Below are 25,999 nucleotides of genomic sequence, written 5' to 3' on the forward strand. Positions count from 1 at the left end.
GGCCCTCGGCGGGGGTCAGTCCCTGGCCGGTTTCCGCCGTTGCGCCCGGAACGTCACAGCCATTGACTGACCCAGGGCCATGCGTGCGCCAGCGCGGCCGTCAAGGCGACATAACGCAGACATTTGCCGATTGCCATGTAGGCGACGCAGCGCCAGAACGGCAGCTTCAGCCAGCCGGCCACGGCGCACAGCGGGTCTCCCACGGCCGGCAGCCACGATAGCAACAGGGCGGGCGGCCCGAAGCGCCGGAACCAGCCTGTCGTCAGGGCGTGCCAGCGGCCGCCCGTCATGGGGCCTTCGCCCCGGAGTGGTTTCTCGGTTTCGACGCGGGCATCGCCGAGCGGGTGCGCGGGGCCCGGGTGCTTGTCCCGCCAGGCCTGGTAGGCGGATTCGGCGCCGGCGCCCATGGCGTAGGTGATGGCTCCTCCCACCGTGTTGCCGAGGGTTGCGGCAAATATGGCCGGCCAGAACATGTGCGGCGCCATCTGCACATAGGCAAACACGGCTGGCTCCGAGCCGAGTGGCAACAGCGTGGCCGAGACCAGGCTGATCAGGAATATTGCGGGCAGCCCGATGTTGGGCAGCGCAAGCGCCGCCAGCAAAGCGTGCATCGAGGACTGCACCCAGGTTTCCATGGTGCCCGGAGTTTGGCCTAGGGTCTCGCGGGGCTTCCGGCACCCGCCGGTCCGCCCCACAAGAACCGGTTCTTGCCGGCATGCTTGGCGGCGTACATGGCGGCATCAGCATGTTTGATGAGGTCGGCCGTCGCGAGGCCGTGGTTGGGGAAGAGGACGGCACCGATGCTGACCGAGATCGTGGCGGGCGTTCCTTCCAGTTCGAATGGTTTGCTCAGCGCCTCCAGGATGCTTTGCGCGATGACCTCGCATTCCACGCGGGTGTCCGGGCCTGCGAGGATGATGCAGAACTCGTCGCCGCCGAAGCGCGATACCGTATCGTCGGATCCCGCGCGCACGCAGGTCTCCAGGCGCCGTGCGACCTGCTGCAACAGCGTGTCCCCGACGCCGTGGCCGAATCGGTCGTTGATCTCCTTGAAGCCGTCCAGGTCCAGATACAGGACGGCGACGTGATGGTCGTGGCGTTGAGCCGTTTGCAGGGCGCGGTCGCAGCGCTCCTGGAACAGCAGGCGGTTCGGCAGGTCGGTCAGCGGATCATGCAGGGCCGCACGGGTGAGCCGCGCTTCGCTGGCGGACAGCGCCCTGGATACGGCCCGCTGGCGGGCCAGCAGCAACATGATGAAGGCGGCGAATGCCAGCAGCGCAAGGCTGGCATACACCGTCATGGCGCGATAGCCGCCTTCCTGCTCGCTGATGGGAGCCAGGACTTCGCGCAGCGCCATTCCCACGGACACCATCACCGGATATCCGGCGACGGTCCTGTAGCTGATGATTCGCCGGATTCCATCGGTCGACGTACCGTCGTCGACGAAGTCGTCCTCGGGGTCCGCTTTTTCGCGTTGAAACCAGGGGAGATCCTTGGCGTCGATGCCGAACATGTTCTGGCCGCTGATCTTGCGTCCCAGCACGACGCCGTCCAGGGAGGCGAGTTCCAGCATGCCGTCGCGCCCCAGGTCGATCTCACGGTAGAAGCTGGTCAGGGTGTCGGGATCCACCGATAGCACCACCACGCCGCCAAAACTGCCGTCGGGGCGATTGATGCGCAGGGACATCGGGATGCGCCATTGCCCTGAGACGCGGCCCAGGACAGGACGATTGACGTAGAGGAGATCTTGCGTGTCGTTGCGCTGCGCGCGGAAGAACTCCCGGTCTGCGTAGTTGACCGGGCCGGTGTCCTGGCTGCTGTCGACGATGTTGCCGTGTTCGTCCACGATGCTGATGATGGTGAACGCCTGATCACGGATGACGCGCTGCGTGGACCAGCTCCGCAGATCCAGCGCGGTCCCCTGCAGCCGATACTGGGTGCGGACGAACGACATGACTTGTTCGGCGGCCTTCAAGGTGCGGGAAATATCCTGTTCGTAGGCGATGGCGATGTTGGCGTTGGCGCGCATGGCGGCGGCCACCGCCTGGCTGCGCTCGAACGTGATGCGCTGGTTCAGCGCCAGCCACAGGCCCATGATGGCCAAGCCGAAAATGAGCAGGATCAGGCTGTTGACGAGTGTGCCGCTGAGGCGGCGCGACGCTCTATAGGGGGGAGCGGCGTTTTCGGTAACGCTTTGGTGTCGTGTCCATTTCATGAAGAAGGAGGTGGTGCGGCGGTGTGGCGGGTCGATCCAATGGTGAGACTGTAACGGCAGTTGGAGAGCACGTCGAGTCCCTCCGGGCCTCGTTTCACGGTCACGTGTCGTACGGGCCGGGCGAACCCTGTGATATTCTTTTCGACTTTCACTCACCTTTTGTAGCTGCGGCTGTCATGTCCGACGATTACCTGAAGCGCATTCTGACGTCCAAAGTCTACGACGTCGCTCACGAGACTCCGCTGGACTTGGCTCCCCGTATTTCCAAGCGCATCGGCAATACGGTGCTGCTCAAGCGCGAAGACACACAGCCCGTGTTCAGCTTCAAGCTGCGCGGGGCCTACAACAAGATGGCGCACCTGACGCCCGAAGAACTCAAGCGTGGCGTGATCGCGGCTTCGGCGGGAAATCATGCACAGGGTGTGGCGCTGTCGGCGAACCGCCTGAAATGCCGGGCGGTGATCGTGATGCCGATCACTACGCCGCAGGTCAAGATCGACGCCGTGCGCGCATTGGGCGCGGAGGTGGTGCTGTTTGGCGACAGCTTTACGGATGCTGCCGAGCACGCCGCCGAACTCCAGGCCCGGGATGGCCTGACGTTCGTCCACCCGTTCGATGATCCGGATGTGATCGCGGGCCAAGGTACGGTCGGCATGGAGATTCTCCGCCAGCATCCGGGCCCTATTGACGCTGTCTTCGTGGCCATCGGGGGCGGTGGCCTGATTTCGGGGGTGGCCGCGTACATCAAGCAGCTTCGGCCGGAAATCCAGGTGATCGGCGTGCAGACGGTCGATTCGGACGCGATGGTACGCAGTGTGAAGGCGGGCCGGCGGCTGAAGCTCGCGGACGTGGGCCTGTTTTCCGATGGCACGGCCGTCAAGCAGGTGGGCCAGGAGACCTTCAAACTGGTGCGGGAGTACGTGGATGATTTCGTCACGGTGGACACCGATGCCATCTGTGCCGGAATCAAGGATGTTTTCCAGGACACCCGCAGCGTCCTGGAGCCCGCTGGGGCGCTGGCGCTGGCCGGGGCCAAACGCTACGCCGCGCAGCAGAAGTGGAAGGGCAAGACGCTGGTAGTCATCACATGCGGCGCCAATATGAATTTCGACCGCCTGCGCTTTGTGGCCGAGCGGGCTGACGTAGGGGAAGCACGAGAGGCCTTGTTCGCCATCACGCTGCCTGAAAAGCGCGGCAGCTTCCGGCGCCTGTGCGAGGCGGTCGGCAGCCGTTCCGTGACTGAGTTCAACTACCGGATCTCGGACCCGGAGACGGCACATGTTTACGTAGGCCTGCAGATCCGTTCCGAACCCGAGATCGAGAAGCTGGCCGGCCATTTCCGCAAGGAAGGCTTTCCGACGCTGGATCTGACCGGCAATGAGATGGCCAAGACGCACCTGCGCTACATGGTGGGCGGCCGGTCGGGGCTGGCCCGCAACGAGGTGCTGTATCGCTTCGAGTTTCCGGAGCGTCCGGGCGCCTTGGTGAAGTTCCTGGGGGCCATGAACCCGGACTGGAACATCAGTCTGTTCCACTATCGCAATCAGGGCGACGACTACGGCCGCATTCTGGTGGGCATCCAGGTCCCCCCCGAAGACAAGAAAGTCTTCAAGGATTTCCTCGCGACGCTGGGCTACCCCTACTGGAGCGAGACGGACAATCCGGCGTATCGGCTCTTTCTGTAGCCAGGTCTCCAGCCTCCCAGCCCGGCGCTGCTTGGGGGCTTCGAGCCGTCAGGCGGCCTGTTGCGGAGAGTCGGGATCTCGAAAGGCCGCGGAACACACACGGCTGGCGGGAAAGAGGATGGCGAAGGTGCTGCCTTCGCCCAGGATGCTCCGGATGTCCAGTCGGGCGCCATGGCGCAGCGCCACATGCTTGGCGATGGCCAGGCCCAGGCCGGTGCCGCCCGTTTCCCGGGAACGGCCACGGTTGACGCGGAAGAACCGCTCCGTCAGCCGCGGGATGTCGTCGCTGTCGATGCCGATGCCGGTGTCTTGCACGCTGTAGATCGCGCCGCCATCAGGCGAGGACGCCCAACGGGTGGTGATCGTGCCGCCCGCCGGCGTGTAGCGCACGGCATTCGTGATCAGGTTGCCCACAGCCGAGGCGAGCTCGGTGTCCTTGCCCAGAAGGCCCACGCTCTCGTCCAGATGGGAGATGAATTGATGCTGTCCGCCGGACAGCACGCGGGCCTGCTCCAGCGCCGTCCGGATCAGCTCGGCCATGGGAACGGGTGCGCCTTCGCTATTGGGCGTGGACTCCAGCGAGGATAACGTCAGGAGGTCGGCTACCAGCGCCTGCATGTTGTGAGCCTGCTGGGCCATCAGTGTCAGGTAGTGGCGCCGCTCGTCGGCGCTCAGTGCGTCCGCGGGCATGTCCAGCAGCGTTTCGACGAAACCCGACAGGACCGTGAGTGGCGTGCGCATCTCATGGGAAACATTCGCCACGAAGTCCTTGCGGATGTTCTCCAGGCGCTCGATCTGCGTGATGTCGCGCGTCACCATCAAGAACTGCCCGACCCCGTACGGCGCCAGGTGCAGCATCAGGGTGCGGGTCTGGCGGCCCTGTCCCAAATGCAGCGTCAGCGGCCGGTCCCAGGTCTCCTGACTGGCATAGCGCGCGAATTCGGGAGCGCGCACCACATTCAGGATGCTGTGCCCCCGATCCTGTTCCGAATTCAGGCCCAGGTGTCCCGCTGCTGTCTGATTGCACCAGAGCAGGGACTTGTCAGGCGCCAGCGTCAGTGCCCCATCGGGCAAGGCTTCGGCGGCCAGTAGCGCGCGATGAAAATTGCGGGAACGCTCCTGCAGGTCCAGCCGGTTCTGCTTCAGTTTGCGGTAGATCGGCGCCAGGATCTCGTCCCATGGGCCGACCGATGGGGGAGGCGGCTGGTCGATGCGCTTCACCCAGCGGGCGATGCGAGAGAGCTGCAGGCCGCTGACCAGTACCATCAGCAGCAGCCCCATGGCCAGGACCGCCCATCCGGTGGCCGGGCCCAGCCAGGCGCCGAGCAACCAGCCGACGAGGGCCAATAATGCGATGGTGATCAGGGTCTTGCTCATTGTTCCCGTGAGGTGCTGAAACGGTAGCCCGCACTGCGGATGGTGTGGATGTAGTAGTCCAGTCCCGCGGGCGACAGCGCTTTGCGCAGGCGTCGGATGTGGACATCCACCGTGCGTTCTTCGAGGAAGACGTGGTCGCCCCAGATGTGGTCCAGAAGTTGCCCGCGGCTGTAGATGCGGTCTGCGTGCGTCATGAGAAAGTGTAGCAGGCGAAATTCGCTGGGCCCCATGGGCAGCGGCCGGCCACCGCCCACGATGCGCCTGGCCTGGGGGTCCAGTTGCAACTCGCCCATCTGGATCGGATCGTCCGCAAGCTGGGGCGCCCGGCGGCGCAACAAGGACCGGATCCGGGCCAGCAGCTCGCGTGGGGAGAAGGGCTTGGTGATGTAGTCGTCCGCCCCCGCCTCCAGGCCGTCCACCTTGTCCTGCTCCGCGCCGCGCGCCGTCAGCATGATGAGCGGAATGTCGCGCGTGCGCTCCGTACCCCTGAGTTGCCTGGCCAACCGGATGCCCGGGATATCGGGCAGCATCCAGTCCAGGAGGATCAGGTCCGGCACTGCCTGCCCGATGATCGCCTGCGCGGCCGCGGCATCGGCGGCGGTCTGCACCGTATAGCCGGCGTGCCGCAGATTGACGCTCAGCAGTTCCTGGATGGCCGGTTCGTCTTCAATGATCAGAATCGTGGCGGGCATGGAAACGCCTGGCTTCGGAGGTTTGCGCAAATCGGCCCATGATACGGGACCCTTGTTGCAGTGATGTGACGATGGGCGCGCGCCCTGCGTCAGGCCGGTCCTGGGGGAATGCGGTACGATACCCGGATCATGAATGATACTTCCCATGACGCTGGCCAGGAGCCGCAGACCCACTTTGGCTTTCAGACGGTCCGCGAGACCGAAAAGGCACGTCGGGTGGCCCAGGTCTTTCATTCGGTGGCCTCGCGCTACGACCTGATGAACGACATCATGTCGGGCGGGCTGCACCGGATCTGGAAGGCCTTTGCCATCGGGCGAGCCCAGGTGCGCCCCGGGATGAAGGTCCTGGACATTGCCGGCGGCACCGGGGATCTCGCAGGCGCATTCGCCCGCCGTGCCGGGGCGACGGGCGAGGTCTGGCTGACCGATATCAACGATTCCATGCTGCGCGTGGGCCGTGATCGCCTGCTGGATCGCGGCAGCGTGACGCCGGTCGCGGTCTGCGACGCAGAATGCCTGCCGTTTCCGGACGGCTACTTCGATCGGGTCTCGGTGGCGTTCGGCTTGCGCAACATGACGCACAAGGACCGCGCCCTCGCTGAAATGCACCGGGTCCTCAAGCCGGGCGGCAAACTGCTCGTGCTGGAGTTTTCGCGCGTCGCGCCTGTGCTGGCACCGGTCTACGACTGGTATTCCTTCCATGTGCTGCCCCGGATGGGGCGGCTCATCGCCTCCGACGAAGACAGCTACCGCTATCTGGCCGAATCCATTCGCATGCATCCGGATCAGGAGACGCTGGCCGGGATGTTGCGCACGGCCGGCTTGGATCGCGTGCAGTACTTTAATCTCGCGGCGGGCGTGGTGGCCTTGCACGAGGGGGTGCGGCTGGATTAGTCGCCGCCCTGATGGGCACCGGGAGCCGCGCCATCGCGGCTTTTTTTCTGCGCATCCGACACGAATCCCTATTCGTTTTTTTTACACGGTTGGTCCCGGCGATGTCTTGGTGCCGGGCCGGAATTATGGTAATTTGTGGGTTCATTAAGCTTTATGTAAGGTTTGCTCCGGGTTGCGTGTCGGCCGCCCGGTGCGCACAGGAGACTCCATGAATCTTCAATTGCCTCGCTGGTTGCTGGGTGTGCTGCTGATTGCGGCGGCGCTCATGATGCTGGCCGTGACCCAGGATGCCCATGCGCGTCGCTTTGGCGGCGGCATGAGCATGGGGCGCCAGTCCACCAACGTCATCAAGCAGCGTCAGGCGGTCACGCCCCCGGCCGCGCAGACTCCGCCGCGCACAGCGGCGCCGGCGGCGGCTGCGACCGGGCAGGCTGCAGCGGGTGCGTCGGCCAAGTCGGGCCTGTCTCGCTGGCTGGGACCCATTGCGGGCATTGCCGCCGGCCTGGGGATCGCCGCCTTGCTCTCCAGTCTCGGCCTTTCGGGGGCCTTCCTCGAATTCCTGTCCAGCGCGTTGCTGATTGGTCTGGTGGTGTTCGCCGTCCTGTATCTGGTACGCCGGCTGCGGGGGGCACAGCGGCCGCTGGCCGCTGCGGGGCCGGCCACGCACGCCAACAGTTATCGTGAAACCGCATCCCCTGCCGGTGGCTTCGGCGGGGCGGCAGCGCCGGCCTCGTCGGCGGGGGCTGCCCCCGTCATCGAATCGGTGCCGTCGACCGTACAGGACCCTAGCTGGTTCATCCCGGAAGGCTTCGACGTCCCGTCCTTCCTGACCCAGGCCAAGCAGCAGTTCATGCGCGTCCAGTCGCTGTGGGATCAGGGTGACCGCGACAGTCTGCGGGAACTGATGACGGATGATCTGCTGGCCGAAATCACGCCCCGTCTGCCGCAACCCGGCGAGCATAACCAGACCGACGTCCTGCTCTTGAATGCCGAGCTTCTGGGCATAGAAACCGTGGCCGGCGGGCATCTTGCCAGCGTGCGCTACTCCGGCATGGTCCGCGAGTCGGAGGGTGCGGAGGCCATCCGCATCGAAGAGGTCTGGAACCTCTACAAGGCTCAGGATGCCGGGTGGCTCCTGGCGGGCATCCAGCAGCTCGATCCGCGGTAGATCGACACTCTCGTGCGCGGGAACCGGTAAACTGGAGCCTTTCCCGGGTTCCAGTTTGCCGGGGCCGGACGTTCCCCGCGTATGATCATGCGTTTTCCCTTTTCGCCCCCTGTGCCCGCCGGCTTGCTGCTGCGCGGGCTCAATGCCTTGTTGAAACGCGAGCCCTGGGCGCGGGAGCGGCTGTCCGCTCATGCCGGAAAAGCACTGCGCATCGGCGTGGGCGATACGTGGAGCCTGCAGGCCACGGTGGGCTCTGACGGACTCTGGTTGCCCTGCGATTCCACTATCGTCCCCGATGTCACGCTCTCCATTCCCGCGGCGCACTTGCGCGAGCTCCCGCAAGTGTGGCGTGAGGAGGGCTTGTCGGGCGTGATCGGCTTGACCCGGATCGAGGGCGATGCGGGCCTGGCGCACCTGGTGTCGGACTTGGCGCGGACGCTGCGGTGGGACGTCGAGGAAGACCTGTCCCGTGTGGTGGGCGACGTGCTGGCGGTCCGCCTGGTGGCGGGCGCGCGTGAACTGCTGGCCGGCACCCGTCAGGCCCTGTCCCGGGCGCGTGACAACCTGGGGGAATACCTGGGTGATGAGTCCGGGCTGGCGGTGCGTTCCGACGAGTTCCTGACCTGGTCGCAGCGGCGCCAGTCGCTGGCGGATCGCCTGGACGGCCTTGAGCTGAGATTGCGCCGCCTGGAGCAGGCATGCTGATTTTCCTGCGCGTGGCCCATATCCTTTGGGTGTGCTTGCGCTATCGCCTGGACGAACTGGTGCTCTCCAGCATCCAGCACCCCTGGGCCCACTTCCTGCTGCGCATCGTATGTCTGGGGCGCAAGCCTCATCGCCCCCGGGGCGAACGCCTGCGGCGGACGCTGGAGACGCTGGGCCCCATCTATGTGAAGTTCGGCCAGGTGCTGTCGACACGGCGGGATCTGGTGCCCAAGGATATTGCCGACGAACTGGCCCGGCTCCAGGACCGCGTGCCGCCGTTCCCCTCGGATCAGGCGGCCGTCATCATCGAGGAGGCGCTGGGCGCCGCGCCGCAGGTGCTGTTTGCGCAATTTGACCGTGATCCGGTGGCGTCGGCCTCGATCGCCCAAGTGCACTTTGCCGTGCTGCACGACGGCCGCGCGGTCGCCGTCAAGGTGCTGCGGCCGGGGATGCGCGAGGCCATCGAGCGCGACTTGAAGCTGCTGCGGGTGTTGGCTGGCCTGGTGGAGCGCCTGGCGCCCGATGGCCGCCGGCTCAAGCCGCGCGAAGTCGTGGGCGAGTTCGACAAGTATCTGCATGATGAACTGGACCTGTTGCGCGAGGCCTCCAACTGCAGCCAGTTGCGGCGCAATTTTGGCCCGGACACGGGCCGCGCCCACCTGCTCGAGGTGCCAGAAGTCGTCTGGGAATATTGCTCCGGCCAGGTCTTCACGATGCAGCGCATGTATGGCGTGCCCATCAGCCACATCCCCCGCTTGCGGGAATTGGGCGTCGACATTCCGCTGCTCGCCCGGCAGGGAGTGGAAATCTTCTTCATGCAGGTGTTCACCGACGGGTTCTTCCACGCCGACATGCACCCCGGCAATATCCTTGTGTCCGACGAGCCGCGCACGCTGGGGCGCTACATCGCGCTCGATTTCGGCATCGTGGGATCGCTGTCCGAATTCGACAAGAACTATCTGGCCCAGAATTTCCTGGCCTTTTTCCAACGGGATTACCGCCGCGTGGCCCAGCTTCACATCGAGTCGGGGTGGGTGCCCCCCACCACGCGCGAAGAGGAACTCGAAGGCGCCGTGCGGGCGGTCTGCGAGCCCTATTTCGACCGGCCGCTGGCGGAGATCTCGCTGGGCCAGGTGCTGCTTCGCCTGTTTCAGACCTCGCGCCGTTTCAATGTCGAAATCCAGCCGCAACTGGTGTTGCTGCAGAAGACGCTGCTCAACGTCGAAGGGATGGGGCGCGAACTGGACCCCAGCCTGGATCTGTGGCAGACGGCCAAGCCGTTCCTGGAACGCTGGATGCACCAGCGGGTGGGATTCCGCGGCTTGCGCCAGCGTCTGGACCAGGAAGCGAGCCAGTGGGCACAGATCCTCCCGCAGCTCCCGCGGCTGGTCTATACCCGGCTGAATCATCCGGATCCGGGGCTGGCCATGCGGACCGAACTCGAGCGTCTGCGACGTGCACAGGAGCATTCGAATCGCCTGGTGGCCGTGTTGTGCGGCATTCTGGCCGTGGGGGTCGGAGTGGCGGTGTGGGCGCTGACGCGCGGAGCGGCCTTCTGATGGCGCCGCCCCGATTCATGTCCAAGATACTGGACCGGGCCGCCTGCGAGCAGGCGGTGCAAGGCGGGCGTCTCCCAAGACCCCTCGTCTTCACGAATGGCGTCTTCGATATTCTCCACCGGGGGCATGTGACCTACCTGGACCGGGCGGCGCAACTGGGCGCGACGCTGATCGTGGCCGTCAATACCGACGATTCCGTCAGACGCCTGGGAAAGGGAAGCGACCGGCCGCTGAACGGCCAGGACGACCGGGCGGCGATGTTGGCTGCATTGGGATGTGTGGACGCCGTGACGTGGTTCGCGGAAGATACGCCGCTGGCCTTGATCCGGGCGTTGAAGCCCGACGTGATCGTGAAGGGCGGCGATTACGACATGGAGACCTTGCCGGAGACTGCGGCGGTCCGAAGCTGGGGTGGCCGGGCCGTTGCGATCCCGTTCGAGCACCAGCGCTCTACCACTGATTTGCTGAAAAGGATACGCGACGGTCGCTGATCGGAACACGGCCGGGCGCGTCACGCGCACACCCGCTGGCTGGCGCCTGGCGTGATTCAGCTATTGGCCGGCTGCTTGATCGCCGCGGGTTCCGGGGCCGGTTCGAACTTGAACCGTGACCTGGACGTCCCACGCAATGGCTTCACGTAGGTGTCGAAGACCTGTACGGTCTCGAAATTGGCCGCGCTGGTACGCGTGATGCGGCAGGCGGTCATGATGGGGCTGCGCCCCACGACCACCACCAGCCGGCCACCGACCGCCAACTGGTACTTCAGGGAATCCGGAACGGTTGGAACCGAGCCGGTTACCAGAATGGCATCGTATTCGGCCGTTCCCCAACCCGCATGGGCGTCGCCCGTTTCCACCGAGACATTGGAAATCTGGTTGCGGGCCAGATTGGCCTGTGCGAAGGCCGACAGCCGGCTTTCGAATTCGATGCTGGTGACCTGCTGGCAGAGGCGTGAGAGCAAAGCGGCCTGGTAGCCCGAACCCGTACCGATTTCCAGCACACAGTCGGTGGGAGCGAGCGTTAGCTCCGTGGCCAGTTTGGCTTCCAGCTTGGGCGAGAGCATGGATTCGCGCGTGTCCACCCCGTCGATGATCAGCGGCAATTCAGTGTCGGCGAACGCCAGCGCGCTCAGGTGCGGCGGAACGAAGCGTTCGCGCGGCGTGTCGAAGATAGCCTGCAGCAACCGCTCGTCATGGACGCCCCAGGTGCGAATCTGCTGTTCCACCATGTTGAATCGTGCACGGTCGGATTCGGCGATGTCATTGACGTTCATGTCGTGAAAAGCCAGAGAGTCGATGTTGACTGGATTATAGGCCAGGCGTTCATCCGCGCCTCGGCGCGCGGGCAGGGTGCGCCGGCGGGAATGCCGGGGTCGTCATGGGCCCGGACCACGGGGCGCCGTCAGGCGTTGGGCCACCATGCGTGGAAGTGCTGGACGGGGCCGTGGCCCGACCCCACTTGCAGCTGATCAGCAGCCGCGATGGCGCGCTCCAGGTAGGCTTTTGCCTGGCGCGCGGCCTCCGGTACGTCGTCCGTGCGTGGCAGCAGCGCGGCCAGCGCGGCCGACAGCGTACAGCCGGTGCCGTGCGTGTGGCGCGTCTCAATGCGCCGACCGGGCAATTCGATCATCCGATCGCCATCGTGCAGCAGGTCTATCGTGTCGTTTCCCGGCAGATGCCCGCCTTTCAGGAGCACCCAGCGTTCGCCGTGGTCACTCATGAGGCGTCGCAGACGCTCGGCCACGCGGCGCATGTCCTTCAGATTATCGACGGGGCTTTGATCCAGCAACACCCCGCCCTCGGGCAGGTTGGGCGTGATGATGGAAGCCAGTGGAACCAGTCCTGTGCGCAGGGCGTCCACAGCCTGGCGCTCCAGCAGATGGTCGCCGCTTTTGGCCACCATCACGGGATCCAGCACCAGATGGGCGGGCTTCCAGTGCGTCAGGCGATCCACCACCGTTCGAATGACACCGGCCTGGCCGAGCATGCCGATCTTGACGGCATCCACTCGAACGTCCGCAAACAGGGTGTCGATCTGTGCCGCGACGAAATCCGGCGGCACCGGGCAGATCTGCGTGACCGTTTGCGTGTTCTGGGCGGTCAGAGCCGCGATGATGGCCATGCCGTAGGCGCCCAGCGCGCTCATGGTCTTGACGTCGGCCAAAATGCCGGCCCCGCCGGAGGGGTCCACGCCGGCGATGGTAAGCGTGTTGGGGATCATGGGTCACATCCTGCCTTCATGCTGAAGGTTCATGATGGTATAGCTCGGGAGCCTCATCGACAAGTCAGGCGGTCCGCCATGGAACCGGCGGCGACGGCCGGGCACGGGTGCCGCGGCACCCGCTCAACGGCTGACACGCAAATCCCTGCACACCGCCTCTGCCGCATCCACCAGCCGCGGGCCGGGGCGATGCAGCCAGTCGGGATTCACGGCGTAGAAGTGGCCGTCGCGCGCGGCTTGCAGGCCGCGCTGGGCCCACCACGCTCGGCGTTCCGGCAATGTGTCGCTTCCATAGGGGGACATGATTACCACGTCCGGGTTCAGGTGCAATACGGATTCCACGCCCACCTGGGGTGCTGCGATGCGCGAGCCTGCATAGAGGTTCCGGCCGCCGCAGCGGGCGAGCAGATCGTTGATGATGGGGGCGGCGCCCAAGGTATAGAGCGGGTCCGCGCTGATCTCGATGAAGACCGTGCGCGGCGGGCCGGGGAGCGGCCGCAGTGCGCGGATGCGTTGCTCCAGATGGTCCGCTGCGGCGTCCGCTGCAGCCGGGGTTCCCAGACGCTTGCCCAGGCCGCGAATCAGCCGGGGGATGTCATCGAGGTTTGCGGGGTCCGCATAGATCAGGGGGATGTGCAGCGCGGCCAGGCGTGCGGCCAGCGCGGCGGTGTCACCCGACGGCTGCCACCCGACGACCAGGGTGGGGCGCAGCGCCAGGATGGTCTCGTCGTTCAACTGCATCACGTCGCCCACGCGTGGCAACGACCGCACGGCGGGCGGGTAGTCGCTGCTGCGGTCGGTCCCGACCAGATCCCCCCCGGCGCCCGCGGCGTAGACCAGTTCGGTGGCGCTTGGGCTCAGGGTGATGACACGGGGACGGTCGGATGCGTGCGCCCAGGCGGCCGGCAGGGTGCTGCCGCAGAGCCCCGCCACGGCCAACAGCATGCCAGCCGTGCGGGCCGCGAAGGTGCGGGCGCGCCGAATCATCCCATCGGCGGCGGCACGTGGCGGCTCCCGCTCCGCCTTTGGCTCAGAAGGTCCGCAGCCAGGCCCGGTCCTGGTGCCGATCATGGGTCACATCTTCCAGGACAGGTTGACGAAGACGTTGGATCCTGGCGTGTTGTAACCATCCACCAGGACGTACTCCTTATCGAGGACGTTGTTCCAGCGGACCTGCACGCCCATCGACTTGGTGAAGTCGTATGCCGCAGTGAGGTTGACCAGCGAATAGCCCCCCAGGCGCGCCTGCGTCGAGGCGTCGATCCGGTTGCCGGTGTACTGGTACTCCGCGCCGACCTTCAGGGCATGGATGCGCTGCTCGGCGCTGAAATGGAGCACTTGGCGGGCACGTTGCGGAAGCTGGGAGTCCTGGCCGGCAGCGGGCTCATCGTTGCGTGGATCCAGAACGTCCAGGCTGCTCCGGATCGTCGTGTTGCCAAAGCGGTGTGAACCGGCCAGGGTCGCGCCGCGCAGCGTGGCGCTGCTGACGTTCTGCGCCATGCAATTGAAGGCGGCATCGCAAACACTGGGTACGATCAGATCGTCGATCCGGTTCCGGTAGGCCGTCAGCGAGAGGTCCGTTTCCTCGGTCTGGTAGCGCACGTGGGCCTCGATGTTCCTGGATTTTTCCGGCTTCAGGCCGGGATTTCCCGAAAACGAGCCGAACGGACCGAAGTCCTGGAAGGGCCAGTAGAGGTCGTTGAACGTCGGAACCCGAAAGGCCGTGTTTCCGGCTGCGCCGACCTGCCAGGCGTCCGTCAGGTCGAAGTCCAGCCCCAGGCTGCCGGTGGTCTCGTTGCCGTATCCCGTATAGCGGTCGTTGCGAAGGCTTGCCTGAGTGTGCAGCCTGTCGAACCGGCCCTTGTAGACCAGCGCGGCGGCGTTGTCGTCGCGGGCGTCGGTCGTGTAGGCGTTGCTGCTCTGGATACGCTCTTCCTGGCGCTCCAGCAACAGCGAGATCTGCTGGTCCTTGACGGGCGTCAGAGTATGGGTCCAGCTATAGTTCCTTTTGAGCGAGTTGGCCGTGCTCTGGTATCCGCGGTCATCGTAGCCGTCCTTCGTGAAACCCACGCTCAGGACGCTTTGCCACCCGTCGGCGATGCGGTCGGTGCTGGTCACGCGATACGCTTGCTGCCGATAGAGCGCGTAGGCGTCGGGGATCGAAGTCCCCGCGTCATAGTCTCCGCGGGTGTAACCGTCATAGGCCGTCAGCCCGATATGGTGGCCCTCGGCCCATTGGTAGCCAAGCGTGCCGGACACCGAATGGCTGGCATATCCGTCCTTGTCAGGCTCGTACAGGAAGTTCGGGCGGTTGTCCTCGGTGTGTCGTCGCGTTGCGTTGAACCCCTGGCTGCTTGCGGCGCTGGCCGAGAAGCTGTAATCCCAGCCGTGGCTCGCTCCCGACAGGCCCAGGCTGGACTTTGCCGTGCCGTAGCTGCCCCCGCCCACGTTGACCCAACCCGACACGGGCCGGTTCTGCTCGCCTTTCCGGGTGATGATGTTGACGACGCCCCCCATGGCATCCGAGCCGTACAGGCTGCTGGCGGCACCGCGCAGGATTTCGATCCGTTCGATCGTGGATGGATCGATGGCTTGAAGCAGGGCGCCGCCGAACGTGGAGCCGTTGATCCGCAGGCCGTCGATCAGTATCAATGATTGTGTGGAGCTCGTTCCCCGGATGAACAGGCCGGTGTTCGTCTGCGGACCGCCGTTCGTCGTCAACTGTACGCCGGGCGCCTGGCTGAGGATCCGGGCGATGCTCTCGCCGGGTGCGTCCTGGAGCCGCTCAGGACCGATGACGGTGACGTCGCCGACCACGTCGGCTAGCGGTTCGGGGCGGCGACTGGCCGTCACTACGATGTCTTGCAGTGTGGGGACGGCGGTCGGGGCGGGATCCGGTTGGGCCGTGGCGGCCAGAGGTATCAGGCAAAGCGCGGTGGCCAGACGGCACCGCAGGTCGGATGGGGGCATGTGGAGTCCCTGTGTGGCGCGCGTCCCCGCACGCCGTGGTGAGTGTCCCGTCCGGTTGGTTTGTGTGTTCAGCCAGCGGGGCACCGGGAGCCGCCCGACGCCGCTCGATGCCTCAAGGGGCGGCGCGCGGAGCAGGACAGCGTTTCAGGTGTCGAAACAGGCTGGTATCGGCTGGCAATGCGAGGCATTGAACACCGTTGCGGGGGCAGCACAGCTTGGCCGGGCGCTGTGGCGGGTTCGGACGTGCGGGTACGAACCGGCCTGCAGTGCGGGGGACCTACTGTTTCCCATTTGAATGCCGGCCGCCCAGCGTGGTGCGGACTGGCGGGCATACCTGATCCGTAGCAAACTATATCACGCAGCCGCCGCGTGCCTCCCGGGATCCCCACGCGGGCGGTCCAGGCGGGTGCGGCGCGTTCTCCGCCGCCCGGGCGCGGCGAAGCCAGTCGCAACGATACAATAGCCCTCTCCCCAAATACCGCCGGATCCCGCCGTGAGTTACCCCACTTTGCCCTATCCTCTCGCCTCCTATACACGGGGTGCCGAATTCGTGCGCCTGCTGGATAGCCGCATCGTCGTGCTGGATGGCGCCATGGGGACCATGATCCAGCGCTACAAGCTGACCGAGGCGGACTTCCGGGGGGAGCGCTTTGCCGGCCATCCCTCCGACCTGAAGGGCAACAATGAATTGCTGGCGCTGGTGCGTCCGGATGTGATCCGGGAGATCCATCAGGCCTACCTTCAGGCCGGTGCCGATGTGGTGGAGACGGATACGTTCGGAGCCACGCGAGTCGCGCAGGCGGATTACGGGTTGCAGGACATCGCCTACGAGATGAACGTGGCGGCTGCCCGGCTGGCACGCGAGGCCTGCGACGCCCTTTCCACGCCTGATCACCCCCGTTTCGTCGCAGGGTCGATCGGACCGCAGCCCAAGACCGCATCGCTGTCGCCGGACGTCAACGATCCGGGCGCGCGCAACATCACGTTCGAGGAATTGCGCGTCGCCTATACGGAGCAGGTCAACGGACTGATCGATGGGGGCGCGGATCTGCTGCTCATCGAAACCATTTTCGATACGCTGAACGCCAAGGCGGCCATCTTCGCCATCGAATCCATTTTCGAGGAGCGCAATGTCCGGCTGCCGGTGATCATCTCGGGGACAGTGACGGACGCATCCGGACGCATCCTGTCCGGGCAGACGGTCGAGGCCTTCTGGAATTCGGTGCGCCACGCGCGTCCGGTCGCCATTGGCCTGAACTGCGCGCTGGGCGCTGCGCTGATGCGGCCTTATGTCGCCGAACTGTCCAAGCTCTGCGACACCTATGTCTGCGTGTACCCTAATGCGGGCCTGCCCAATCCCATGGCAGAGACCGGCTTTGACGAGACGCCTGCCGATACGTCCGGGCTGCTGGAGGAGTTCGCACAGGCGGGACTCGTGAACGTAGTGGGCGGCTGCTGTGGCACCACGCCCGAGCATATCCACGAGATCGCGCGCAAAGTCCATGGCCTGCCGCGCCGCGAACCGCCCACCATTCCGGTGAAGACCCGGTTGTCGGGGCTGGAGCCGCTCAATATCGATCGTGAGACGCTGTTCATCAATGTGGGCGAGCGCACCAACGTCACCGGCAGCAAGAAATTCCTGCGCCTCATCCGCGAAGAAAAATTCGATGAAGCGCTTTCCGTGGCGCGCCAGCAGGTCGAGGCCGGGGCTCAGGTGATCGACGTCAACATGGACGAAGGGATGCTGGACGCGCTGGCGCTGATGCCGCGCTTCCTGAACCTGCTCGCCTCGGAGCCGGACATTTCGCGGGTCCCGGTCATGATCGACAGTTCGAAGTGGCCGGTCATAGAGGCGGGACTTCGATGCGTGCAAGGCAAATGCATCGTCAACTCCATTTCGATGAAGGAAGGCGAAGGCCCGTTCATCGAACAGGCGAAACTGTGCCGCAAATACGGGGCGGCCGTGGTGGTCATGGCTTTCGACACCCAAGGCCAGGCGGACACGCTCGAACGGAAAACGTCCATCTGCGCGCGAGCCTACGACGTTCTGGTCAACCAGGTCGGCTTTCCTCCGGAGGACATCATCTTCGACCCCAATGTCTTTGCCATCGCGACGGGGATCGACGAGCACAACCCGTATGGGGTGGATTTCATCGAAGCGACCGGCTGGATCACGAAGAACCTCCCGCATGCCCGGGTCTCCGGCGGGATTTCCAACGTCAGTTTTTCCTTCCGCGGCAATGAGGCCATGCGCGAGGCCATCCATGCGGTGTTCCTGTATTACGCCGTCCGGAACGGCCTGACCATGGGGATCGTGAACGCGGGCCAGCTGGGCGTGTATTCGGAGCTGGATCCCAACGTCCGCGATCTGGTCGAGGACGTGGTGCTGAACCGTGCCGAACCCGTGGGGCGAGCCGGTCCCTCGGATGAGCGCACGCCCACTGAGCGTCTTGTGGAACTGGCCGATACCATCCGGGGCGCGGGCTCCAGGAAGGAAGAAGACCTGACCTGGCGCGAGGGCACGGTGCGGGAGCGCCTGACGCATTCGCTAGTGCATGGCATCACTACTTTCATTGTGGCGGACACCGAAGAGGTCCGCCAGGAGATCTTCGCCGGGGGAGGGCGGCCTATCGAGGTCATCGAAGGGCCGCTCATGGATGGCATGAATGTGGTGGGCGACCTGTTCGGGTCCGGCAAGATGTTCCTGCCGCAGGTCGTGAAATCGGCGCGCGTCATGAAGCAGGCGGTGGGCCATCTGCTGCCGTTCATCGAGGAAGAAAAGAAGCTGCTGGCCGAGGCGGGCGGCGATATACGCTCCAAGGGAAAGGTCGTGATCGCGACGGTGAAGGGCGATGTGCACGACATCGGCAAGAACATCGTGACGGTGGTCCTGCAGTGCAACAACTTCGAGGTGATCAACATGGGGGTCATGGTGCCGTGCGCCAAGATCCTGGCCAAGGCCAAGGAAGTGGGGGCCGATATGGTGGGGTTGTCCGGCCTCATCACCCCCAGCCTCGAGGAAATGGCCTACGTGGCGTCGGAAATGCAGCGCGACGACTATTTCCTGAGCCGCAAGCTTCCGCTATTGGTAGGAGGCGCCACGACCAGCCGCGTGCACACCGCGGTCAAGATCGCGCCCAACTATGATGGCCCGGTGATCTACGTGCCGGATGCCAGCCGCTCGGTCCAGGTGGCCACCAGCCTGATGTCCGATCAGGTGGATACTTACCTGAAGGGCATCGCCCAGGAATACGAACAGGTGCGGGAACGCCACGCCCACCGCAAGACCCAGCCCATGTTGACCATTGCGCAGGCGCGCGCTTCCAGGCCCGCCATCGACTGGGCGCATTATGTTCCGCCGCGTCCCAAGTTCATCGGCCGGCGCGTCTTCAAACACTATGATCTGCACGAGATCCTGAAATTCCTGGATTGGACACCGTTCTTCCAGTCGTGGGGACTGATGGCCCAGTTCCCGGCGATCCTCGACGATGCGGTGGTCGGCGAGCAGGCCCGAAAGCTTTACGCCGAGGGGCAGGAAATGATGAAGCGGATCGTCGAGGGGCGTTGGCTGACGGCCAACGGCTTGGTCGCCTTCTATCCGGCCAACAGCATCAACGACGACGATATCGAGATCTATCGCGATGAGACGCGCCGCGAAGTGCTGCTGACCTGGCGCGGCGTGCGACAGCAGACCCAGAAGCGCGAGGGCGTGGACAACAAGTGCCTGTCCGATTTCGTGGCGCCCAGGGACAGCGGGGTGACCGACTACATTGGCCTGTTCGCCGTAACGGGCGGACTGGGCATCGAAAAGCATATCGAGCGCTTCCAGCAGGACGGCGATGACTATTCGGTCATCATGCTGAAAGCGCTGGCGGATCGTCTGGCCGAAGGTTTCGCGGAGACCCTGCACGCTCGCGTGCGCCGCGATCTGTGGGGCTACGTTCCCGATGAGAGCCTGTCCAACGAAGACATCATCGGCGAGAAATACCAGGGCATTCGTCCGGCGCCTGGTTATCCAGCGTGCCCCGAACACATCGTCAAGCGCGAAATGTTCCGTCTGCTGGAGTGCGGAGAGATCGGCATGGAGCTGACGGAAGGATTTGCCATGATGCCGGCGTCGAGCGTCTGTGGCTTCTACTTCAGCCATCCGGCGTCGAAGTATTTCAACGTGGGCAATATCGACGCGGATCAGGTTGCCGATTATGCGCGCCGCACGGGCCGCGACGAGGACGACGTGCGCAGGACGCTGGCCAGCGTCCTGCGCTGACGGGGGACTGGGCGTGCCAGGCGAAGACACTGCGCGGCGCAAGGCCCTGGGTGCATTCGTGCGCAGCGCCCGGGGGCGCGTGGGGCCGGCGGACCATGGCTTGCCGCCCGGGGCGAGACGGCGTACGCCGGGGCTGCGCCGCGAAGAACTCGCGCAGCTCTGCGGCATCAGCACGACCTGGTACACCTGGATCGAGCAGGGGCGCGAGGTGACGGTCTCCGCCGACGTATGGGTCCGTCTCGCGCAAACGCTGCGGCTGACGCGCGCGGAACGCCACTATCTGTTCAGTCTGGCCGGGTGCGCGGACCCGGATGCGGATCGGCGGGATGCCATTGCGCTGCCGGACGGGCTCGCGGATTGTGTGGACAACATCGGCTGCCCGGCCTACATCCTCGACCAGGCGTGGAACATGCTCGCCTGGAACACGCCACTGCTGCACGTCTTCGACGGGTGGCCCAGCCGGGGCCGGCCGAATCTCCTGCGTTACATTTTCCTGGACCCGGCGGCCCGCCGCCTGGTGGTCGATTGGGAAGAACGGGCGAGCCGGGTCGTCGCCGAGTTCCGTGCCGACGTGGCCGGCCACGCCTCGGACCCGGACATTCAGAAGCTGGTCGCCGAACTACAGACCGGCAGCGCGCTCTTTGCGCAGTGCTGGACGCGCCAGGCGGTGGTGGACCGGGAAGGGGGGCTGCGTGAATTCCAGCATCCCGTCGATGGCCGCCTGTCCTTCCGCCAGTTCACCTTTCGGCTGGCGATACGACCGGATTGCAAACTGGTGATGTTGTTGGAAAGCCTGGTGTCGGGGTCTCACGACAGCCGCTAGTGGCGGAGGGTGGGGTACACTTGGGGCGCATCGATCATGGCGATCGGCAACAGCACGTTATCATGGCAAACAACTTCCAATCCGAACTGACCCAGTTCCTGAACCACTACAAGACGGACAATCCTGACACCGAAGCGCGTCAGCGCGCCGGGCGATTCCGCTTGTGGGACAAGGAACTCGATGCCGAGCAGCAGGAAGGGTTCCGCTCGGCGCGCGTCCCGCAGGATCCCTACGTCTATTATCAGCACGACTGATTCTGCGACATGGCCGCAGGCGACCGGGCCGGCGGGATGGAGGCGCTGATGGAGCCCCCCGTGGACAGCACGCCCGATGTGGTGGACCACGTGGCGCTGGCTCGTCTGTACGGGGAGCCGCTGTTTTCCATTCCACAGGATCTGTACATCCCGCCCGACGCGCTCGAAGTCTTCCTAGAGGCCTTCGAAGGGCCGCTGGACCTGCTGCTGTACCTGATTCGCAAGCAGAATTTCAACGTTCTGGACATTCCCATGGCCGAGGTCACGGCGCAATATCTGACGTATGTGGAGCAGGTGCGGCGTACCAACCTGGAACTCGCAGGCGAATACCTGCTCATGGCGGCGCTGCTCATCGAGATCAAGTCGCGCATGCTGTTGCCGGTGCGCCGGTCCGATACGGGCGAGGAGCCCGAGGATCCGCGCGCGGAACTGGTGCGTCGGCTGCTGGAATATGAGCGCATGAAGCTCGCGGCCCAGCGCCTGGACGCGTTGCCGCGTGTGGGTCGGGATTTTTTCCTGGCGGGTGCGCAGGCTGAAGTTTCACTGGAGCAGGCGCTGCCCGAGGTCCGCGCCCAGGACCTGCGCGATGCCTGGGCGGCGATCCTTCATCGTGCCCAGCTCAATGCCAGTCATCGAATCACGCGCGAGCAACTGTCCGTGCGCGACCATATGAGCCATATCCTTCGGCGGCTGTCGGGCGTCCGGTTCATGGAATTCACGGAGCTTTTCATGGAGCGCATTGCGTCGGGCGACCCGGCCGCGGTCATCGTCGTCCATTTTCTCGCGCTGCTGGAGCTTGCCCGCGAATCCTTGCTGGAAATCACCCAGGCGGCGGCCTATGCGCCGCTGTACGTCAGACTGACCTATACGCAATCGGCCTAGGGCCGATTGCCGGAGATGCCGCTTGAAAGTCGTTCATACCATCGAAGAACTGCGTGACCAGTTGCGGGGCCAACTGCGGGTGGCCTTCGTGCCGACCATGGGCAACCTGCACGCCGCGCATCTTTCGCTCATGAAGCTGGCGCGCCAGCACGGCGACCCGGTGGTGGCCAGCATCTTCGTCAATCGGCTGCAGTTCGCCCCGGGCGAGGATTTCGACCGGTATCCCAGGACCCTGGCCGATGACATCGCGAAGCTGGAAGACGCCCGGGACGTCTATGTGCTTTTTGCGCCGGATGAATCCGAGATGTACCCCGAGCCCCAGAATTTCCGCATTCAGCCCGGCGAGGCGCTGGGCAAGATCCTGGAAGGCGAGTTCCGGCCGGATTTCTTCACGGGCGTCAGTACCGTGGTGCTGAAGCTGTTTTCGTGCGTCCAGCCGCAGGTGGCCGTTTTTGGCAAGAAGGACTATCAGCAGCTCATGGTCGTGCGCGCCATGTGCCGGCAGTTCCAACTTCCCGTCGAGATCATCGCCCATGAAACGGTGCGCGACACGGACGGTCTGGCGCTGTCGTCGCGTAACCGATATCTGGACCCGTCCGAACGGGCCGAGGCGCCCAATCTGTACGGCTTGTTGCAGCGGGTGCGGGACCAGGTCCGGTCTGGCGAGTGCGATGCCGCGCGTGTCGGCGCACAGGCCATGCAGACGCTTCGGGATCGGGGCTGGGACCCGGATTATGTGGCGTTGCGCCGCCAGCGCGACTTGCTGACTCCGACCATCGCCGAGATCCGTGCGGGCGAACCGCTTGTGGTGCTCACGGCGGCCCGGCTGGGGACCACCCGTCTCATCGACAATCTGGAGTTCCGGCTCGGACCGGACGCCTGACAGGAAGCCTCGCCCGACCCTTCCCGCGGCATTTCCACAGACGGATGGGACCTGTTAGAACTGGCAGTTATGGGCCTGGTGACGTCGTGCCAGAATGCCCCCAAGAACAACTCCAAAAGGGGACCATCATGGCTGAATTGCGGCAAACATCCGCTCACGAGGCGACGGCGAATTTCCTGCTGGACACACTGACCGGACGGGAACGCGAAATCGCGGCCTATATCACGCGCGGCACACCCAACAAGATCATCGCAGCCGAACTCGGCATTTCCCAGCGCACGATAGAAGCCCATCGCGCACGGATCTTCATGAAAATGCGGGTGCGAAATGCCGTACAGCTCACCCAGCGTTGCCTGGGCGGCCGCCTGGCCGCTGCGGCGTCGGGTACGGGGGTGGCTGATCCGCGACCCGTGGCGCCAGAGGCGCCGATCGCGATCAATGAGCCGGGCAGGCTTGGGCGGGTTTCGACGCCAGTTCGTCGATGGGATCAATGTCCGCCTGGCGCGTCAGCCGTGATTCCAGCAGCGGCGCCTGCCCGTTCAGGCGGGTCAGTTTCAGCACGTTCGACTGGATGAGCTCGAGCGTGGCGTACGACTGGTCGCCGGATTGCAGGACGATGCGGGCAGGCTCCGTGCCGGCCAGAAACCAGCAGCCCATCACGGTCTGCGTGGGGCCGTTTCCGGTCAGCGTCGCGTTGCGGGCGCGCCATTGGCCATCAGGCGCCAGCGTCAGGGTCATGCGGGCGGCCGAACAAAGGCCGTTGTCGGGACAGGGGACGGTCCCGAGATAGGTGCGGGTCTCGCGCAGCGCCTCGGGCATGCCGCTTCGGGGGCCGGCTGCCGCTGCCGGTGCGCCGGCGGCAGCTGCGGCCTGCGGAGGTGTTGTGCCAGGCGCGCCTTCCGGAGCCCCGGTGGCACCATTCGCAGGCTTCCGGCTCTGGGCGCCAAAGCCTAGCTGCAGCTGGGACGGTGCCACGGTTCCCGCGTCGCCCTGGGCCCGGTGCAGCGCGTCCGACACGGTGTTTTCGCGGGGGGTGTCGTAGTAGCCTGGCTGGTTTTGTTGCGTGCAGGCCCCCAACAGGACGAGCAGGCTCAGGCCGACGAGCCGGATGGGCGAGACAAAAACGGGGCGGCGCGACATGGGCGATGACCTGCGGGTTCTGAAGCCGCCATTCTACGCATTTGGGGAAGGCTTGGCGATGGGCGGAGGCGGGAAGCCCGCGGCCAGGGAGCGGAAGCAGAGCCAATGTTCGCCATCATTCCTGAATTTTCGAGTTGGGCCGCATGGAATTTCCGCCCCCTTCATTGGTTGGCCTGGGGGGCCATGGTCCTGGTCCTGACGCACGGCGGCGCCTGTCTGCCGCGCTGGGCCGATCATTATGCCCAACGTCTGGAGCTGGGTGCGATACCCGATGCGGCCACTTTGTGGGGTGCGGCCGGGGTGGCATGGCGGCGGCGCAGGCTGGCGTGGCCCGATAGGGTCTGCGCCGCGCTCTGGGGCGGGGGCGCCGGGGCGGCTACGGCGTTTTGGGGCGCCTCTGCGCTGGAGCCTCTGGGACTGTGTCTGACGTTGATGTCGCTGGGGTGGATCGACGCACGCAGCGGCTTGCTGCCCGATGCGATCACCCTGCCGCTCATGGTGGCGGGATGGCTATGCGGCCCGCTGTCCCTGGAGGCCGCGAGCAGTGCGTCGGCATTGGTCTGGGCCGGGCTGGCGTGGGCGGCAGGTGGTTATCGCTGGCTGCGCGGGCAGGATGGCTTTGGCGCGGGGGACGTCAAATGCCTCGCCGCGCTGGCAGCGTGGCTGGGTGTTCCGGCGACGATGTCCGTTCTATGGCAGGCCTGTGTGGTGGGGCTGGTGGCCTGGGCCTGGCAGCGCTGTTTCGGCCGCGGCGGTCGTTCCAGATCGGGTGGACCCTTCGGTCCCTGTATTGCCGCTGCAGCCATGCCCGCCATCTCGGGCGTGCCTGCGTTACAGTCATGGTTTTGAGATCGGGTGCGCGCATGTTTTCCATCGGCCTGACCGGCGGAATTGGATCCGGCAAATCCCAGGTCGCCGACTGGCTGGGCGAGTGGGGCGCGGCCGTCATTGACACCGACCGCATCGCCCACGCGCTCACGGCGCCCGGCGGTGCCGCCATGGCGGGGGTCCGCGCCCGCTTCGGGGATGCCGCCGTCCGTGCGGACGGCGGTATGGACCGGGGCTGGGTGCGTGAGCGCGCGTTTGGGGATCCGGCGGTGCGTCGCGATCTGGAATCCATCGTTCATCCGCTCATCGAGAAGGCCGTCATGGCCGAGGCGGCCCGGGCCACGGGCCTGTACCGCGTCTTCGTCGTCCCCTTGCTGGTGGAGTCCGGGCGCTGGCGTTCGAGGGTGGATCGGGTGTGTGTGGTCGATTGCGATCCGGAGACTCAGATCCGCCGCGTGCAGGCCCGCAGCGGGCTGACGCGCGATACCATTGAGCGTATCATGACCGCTCAAGCATCCCGGGAGAATCGCCTGGCGGCTGCCGATGACGTCATCCTCAATGACGGCATGACGGATCTGGACACGCTGCGTGTGCGGACACGGGGTTTTCACGACGTCTGGTGTGGTCGGGCGGCCCGATATTCGGCCGGACATACCACCCATGAGTAGGATCTCACCGCGTGATTTTGTACGAAAATCCCTGCAATGAACGTGTGCGGACCCTGCTGAGGGTCGAATATCTGTTCGACCGTCTGTTTTTCTTCGTCAAGGGCGAAGATCCCCGTTGCCATCAGATTGCCATGACCACGCTCTTCGAGCTGCTGGACATCTGTGATCGCGCGGATGTACGCACGGCCGTCCTGCAGGACCTGGATCGGCATCGCTCGGCATTGTCGGCGCTGCGCGAGCACCCCGGGGTGGACCGGACCACGCTCGACAAGCTGCTGCGCGATATCCAGGCCGCGTCCAGCCGGCTGGCCGACCAGGGGCGTATCGGTCAGGAGCTGCGCGACAATGAGTGGCTGGCCAGCCTGCGTGGCCGCATCACCGTGCCGGGTGGGTCTTCGCCCATCGATCTCCCCTCGTATTATTCTTGGCAGAGCCGGTCGCCGTCGGTGCGATCGCGTGACCTGCACGGCTGGGTCGAGCCGTTCATGTCTCTGCACAACGCGGTGGGACTCATACTGCATCTGCTGCGCGATGCGGGCGATGCACAGGACCAGGTGGCCACTCAGGGTGCCTATCAGGAGATGCTCGGCGGCAAGACCTTCCAGCTGCTGCGCGTCTGGGTGGACCCCGCCTTGGGAGTGTTTCCCGAAATCAGCGCCAACAAGTACGTCATCTGGGTCCGTTTCTCCGCGCAAGACAGCATGACCAAGCCTCAGCCGGTTGGCCGGGATATCAAGTTCCGCCTGGCGCGCTGCAATATCTAGGATTT

At 65.3% G+C, this 25,999-nt stretch carries 23 protein-coding genes and 1 pseudogene; 15 read left to right on the plus strand and 9 right to left on the minus strand.

Translation table 11 applies throughout. From position 1 onward, the window contains the following. Positions 1 to 53 precede the first annotated feature (53 nt). Both ACVCMJ_RS14110 and ACVCMJ_RS14115 read right to left on the minus strand, forming a co-directional pair. A complete protein-coding gene (locus tag ACVCMJ_RS14110; RefSeq protein WP_447082028.1) occupies positions 54 to 635 on the minus strand; it encodes a YqaA family protein in 582 nt (193 codons plus the stop codon). 17 nt (positions 636 to 652) lie between these two features. Further along, the gene (locus tag ACVCMJ_RS14115) at positions 653 to 2,215 is read right to left on the minus strand and encodes a diguanylate cyclase domain-containing protein (protein WP_447082029.1); all 1,563 of its coding nucleotides are present in this window, start codon (positions 2,213 to 2,215) and stop codon (positions 653 to 655) included. A gap of 176 nt (positions 2,216 to 2,391) precedes the next feature. Here ACVCMJ_RS14115 and ilvA point away from each other — a divergent pair, with 176 nt between their 5' ends. Continuing rightward, positions 2,392 to 3,900 carry a threonine ammonia-lyase, biosynthetic gene (gene ilvA, locus ACVCMJ_RS14120; RefSeq protein WP_447082030.1) on the plus strand — a complete coding sequence of 503 codons (1,509 nt, stop codon included), beginning with the start codon at positions 2,392 to 2,394 and terminating at the stop codon, positions 3,898 to 3,900. A gap of 48 nt (positions 3,901 to 3,948) precedes the next feature. Here the strand turns inward: ilvA and phoR are convergent, their stop codons facing one another. Next, on the minus strand, positions 3,949 to 5,277 hold the full coding sequence (gene phoR, locus ACVCMJ_RS14125) for a phosphate regulon sensor histidine kinase PhoR (protein ID WP_447082031.1): 1,329 nt from the start codon (positions 5,275 to 5,277) through the stop codon (positions 3,949 to 3,951). Then, complete coding sequence (gene phoB / locus ACVCMJ_RS14130) at positions 5,274 to 5,969, minus strand: phosphate regulon transcriptional regulator PhoB (protein ID WP_447082032.1); 696 nt, start codon at positions 5,967 to 5,969, stop codon at positions 5,274 to 5,276. Before phoB ends, phoR begins: the two co-directional genes overlap by 4 nt. A gap of 129 nt (positions 5,970 to 6,098) precedes the next feature. Between phoB and ubiE the strand changes: the two genes are divergently transcribed. The 5 genes from ubiE (at position 6,099) to rfaE2 (ending at position 10,786) form a co-directional block, all read left to right on the plus strand. Continuing rightward, complete coding sequence (ubiE, locus tag ACVCMJ_RS14135) at positions 6,099 to 6,863, plus strand: bifunctional demethylmenaquinone methyltransferase/2-methoxy-6-polyprenyl-1,4-benzoquinol methylase UbiE (protein ID WP_447082033.1); 765 nt, start codon at positions 6,099 to 6,101, stop codon at positions 6,861 to 6,863. A 208-nt stretch (positions 6,864 to 7,071) separates the two neighbouring features. Then, entirely contained in the window at positions 7,072 to 8,031 is a 960-nt protein-coding gene (locus tag ACVCMJ_RS14140) for a Tim44 domain-containing protein (protein WP_447082034.1), read from the plus strand. A gap of 87 nt (positions 8,032 to 8,118) precedes the next feature. Beyond that, positions 8,119 to 8,736 carry a ubiquinone biosynthesis accessory factor UbiJ gene (locus ACVCMJ_RS14145; protein ID WP_447082035.1) on the plus strand — a complete coding sequence of 206 codons (618 nt, stop codon included), beginning with the start codon at positions 8,119 to 8,121 and terminating at the stop codon, positions 8,734 to 8,736. Then, the gene (gene ubiB, locus ACVCMJ_RS14150) at positions 8,730 to 10,295 is read left to right on the plus strand and encodes a ubiquinone biosynthesis regulatory protein kinase UbiB (protein WP_447082036.1); all 1,566 of its coding nucleotides are present in this window, start codon (positions 8,730 to 8,732) and stop codon (positions 10,293 to 10,295) included. Before ACVCMJ_RS14145 ends, ubiB begins: the two co-directional genes overlap by 7 nt. After that, positions 10,295 to 10,786, plus strand: a complete 492-nt coding sequence (gene rfaE2 / locus ACVCMJ_RS14155) for a D-glycero-beta-D-manno-heptose 1-phosphate adenylyltransferase (protein ID WP_447082037.1) — start codon at positions 10,295 to 10,297, stop codon at positions 10,784 to 10,786. The genes ubiB and rfaE2 overlap by 1 nt, the downstream gene beginning before the upstream one ends. A gap of 56 nt (positions 10,787 to 10,842) precedes the next feature. Here rfaE2 and ACVCMJ_RS14160 read toward each other — a convergent pair whose 3' ends face one another. The 4 genes from ACVCMJ_RS14160 to ACVCMJ_RS14175 all read right to left on the minus strand — a co-directional run bounded on the left by ACVCMJ_RS14160 (position 10,843) and on the right by ACVCMJ_RS14175 (position 15,485). Beyond that, complete coding sequence (locus ACVCMJ_RS14160) at positions 10,843 to 11,568, minus strand: protein-L-isoaspartate O-methyltransferase family protein (protein WP_447082038.1); 726 nt, start codon at positions 11,566 to 11,568, stop codon at positions 10,843 to 10,845. A 128-nt stretch (positions 11,569 to 11,696) separates the two neighbouring features. Continuing rightward, positions 11,697 to 12,515, minus strand: coding sequence for a bifunctional hydroxymethylpyrimidine kinase/phosphomethylpyrimidine kinase (gene thiD / locus ACVCMJ_RS14165; RefSeq protein WP_447082039.1), 819 nt, complete (start codon positions 12,513 to 12,515; stop codon positions 11,697 to 11,699). A 123-nt stretch (positions 12,516 to 12,638) separates the two neighbouring features. Beyond that, positions 12,639 to 13,502, minus strand: a complete 864-nt coding sequence (locus ACVCMJ_RS14170; RefSeq protein WP_447082040.1) for a cobalamin-binding protein — start codon at positions 13,500 to 13,502, stop codon at positions 12,639 to 12,641. A gap of 87 nt (positions 13,503 to 13,589) precedes the next feature. Further along, the gene (locus tag ACVCMJ_RS14175) at positions 13,590 to 15,485 is read right to left on the minus strand and encodes a TonB-dependent receptor domain-containing protein (RefSeq protein ID WP_447082041.1); all 1,896 of its coding nucleotides are present in this window, start codon (positions 15,483 to 15,485) and stop codon (positions 13,590 to 13,592) included. Between the two features lie 493 nt (positions 15,486 to 15,978). Here ACVCMJ_RS14175 and metH point away from each other — a divergent pair, with 493 nt between their 5' ends. From metH to ACVCMJ_RS14205, 6 genes and pseudogenes are all read left to right on the plus strand, one after another. Then, on the plus strand, positions 15,979 to 19,752 hold the full coding sequence (gene metH / locus ACVCMJ_RS14180) for a methionine synthase (RefSeq protein WP_447082042.1): 3,774 nt from the start codon (positions 15,979 to 15,981) through the stop codon (positions 19,750 to 19,752). Between the two features lie 13 nt (positions 19,753 to 19,765). After that, the gene (locus ACVCMJ_RS14185; RefSeq protein WP_447082043.1) at positions 19,766 to 20,575 is read left to right on the plus strand and encodes a helix-turn-helix transcriptional regulator; all 810 of its coding nucleotides are present in this window, start codon (positions 19,766 to 19,768) and stop codon (positions 20,573 to 20,575) included. 62 nt (positions 20,576 to 20,637) lie between these two features. Then, entirely contained in the window at positions 20,638 to 20,829 is a 192-nt protein-coding gene (locus ACVCMJ_RS14190; protein WP_447082044.1) for a DUF3460 family protein, read from the plus strand. A 9-nt stretch (positions 20,830 to 20,838) separates the two neighbouring features. Beyond that, complete coding sequence (locus ACVCMJ_RS14195; RefSeq protein ID WP_447082045.1) at positions 20,839 to 21,711, plus strand: segregation and condensation protein A; 873 nt, start codon at positions 20,839 to 20,841, stop codon at positions 21,709 to 21,711. 22 nt (positions 21,712 to 21,733) lie between these two features. Next, entirely contained in the window at positions 21,734 to 22,594 is an 861-nt protein-coding gene (panC, locus tag ACVCMJ_RS14200) for a pantoate--beta-alanine ligase (protein ID WP_447082046.1), read from the plus strand. A 128-nt stretch (positions 22,595 to 22,722) separates the two neighbouring features. Further along, positions 22,723 to 22,881, plus strand: a pseudogene (locus ACVCMJ_RS14205) (LuxR C-terminal-related transcriptional regulator); the annotation flags it as partial. Positions 22,882 to 23,029: 148 nt separating this feature from the next. On the opposite strand, the gene ACVCMJ_RS14210 reads toward ACVCMJ_RS14205, so the two are convergent. Continuing rightward, positions 23,030 to 23,734, minus strand: a complete 705-nt coding sequence (locus tag ACVCMJ_RS14210) for a hypothetical protein (protein WP_447082047.1) — start codon at positions 23,732 to 23,734, stop codon at positions 23,030 to 23,032. 105 nt (positions 23,735 to 23,839) lie between these two features. Between ACVCMJ_RS14210 and ACVCMJ_RS14215 the strand changes: the two genes are divergently transcribed. From ACVCMJ_RS14215 to zapD, 3 genes are read left to right on the plus strand one after another with little or no spacing between them, the layout of a single operon-like run. Beyond that, the gene (locus tag ACVCMJ_RS14215; protein WP_447082048.1) at positions 23,840 to 24,583 is read left to right on the plus strand and encodes a prepilin peptidase; all 744 of its coding nucleotides are present in this window, start codon (positions 23,840 to 23,842) and stop codon (positions 24,581 to 24,583) included. Between the two features lie 14 nt (positions 24,584 to 24,597). Next, complete coding sequence (coaE, locus tag ACVCMJ_RS14220) at positions 24,598 to 25,230, plus strand: dephospho-CoA kinase (RefSeq protein WP_447082049.1); 633 nt, start codon at positions 24,598 to 24,600, stop codon at positions 25,228 to 25,230. A gap of 11 nt (positions 25,231 to 25,241) precedes the next feature. After that, the gene (gene zapD / locus ACVCMJ_RS14225) at positions 25,242 to 25,994 is read left to right on the plus strand and encodes a cell division protein ZapD (protein ID WP_447082050.1); all 753 of its coding nucleotides are present in this window, start codon (positions 25,242 to 25,244) and stop codon (positions 25,992 to 25,994) included. Positions 25,995 to 25,999 lie beyond the last annotated feature (5 nt).

It is taken from the genome of Castellaniella sp. UC4447_H14 (genome assembly GCF_052978285.1).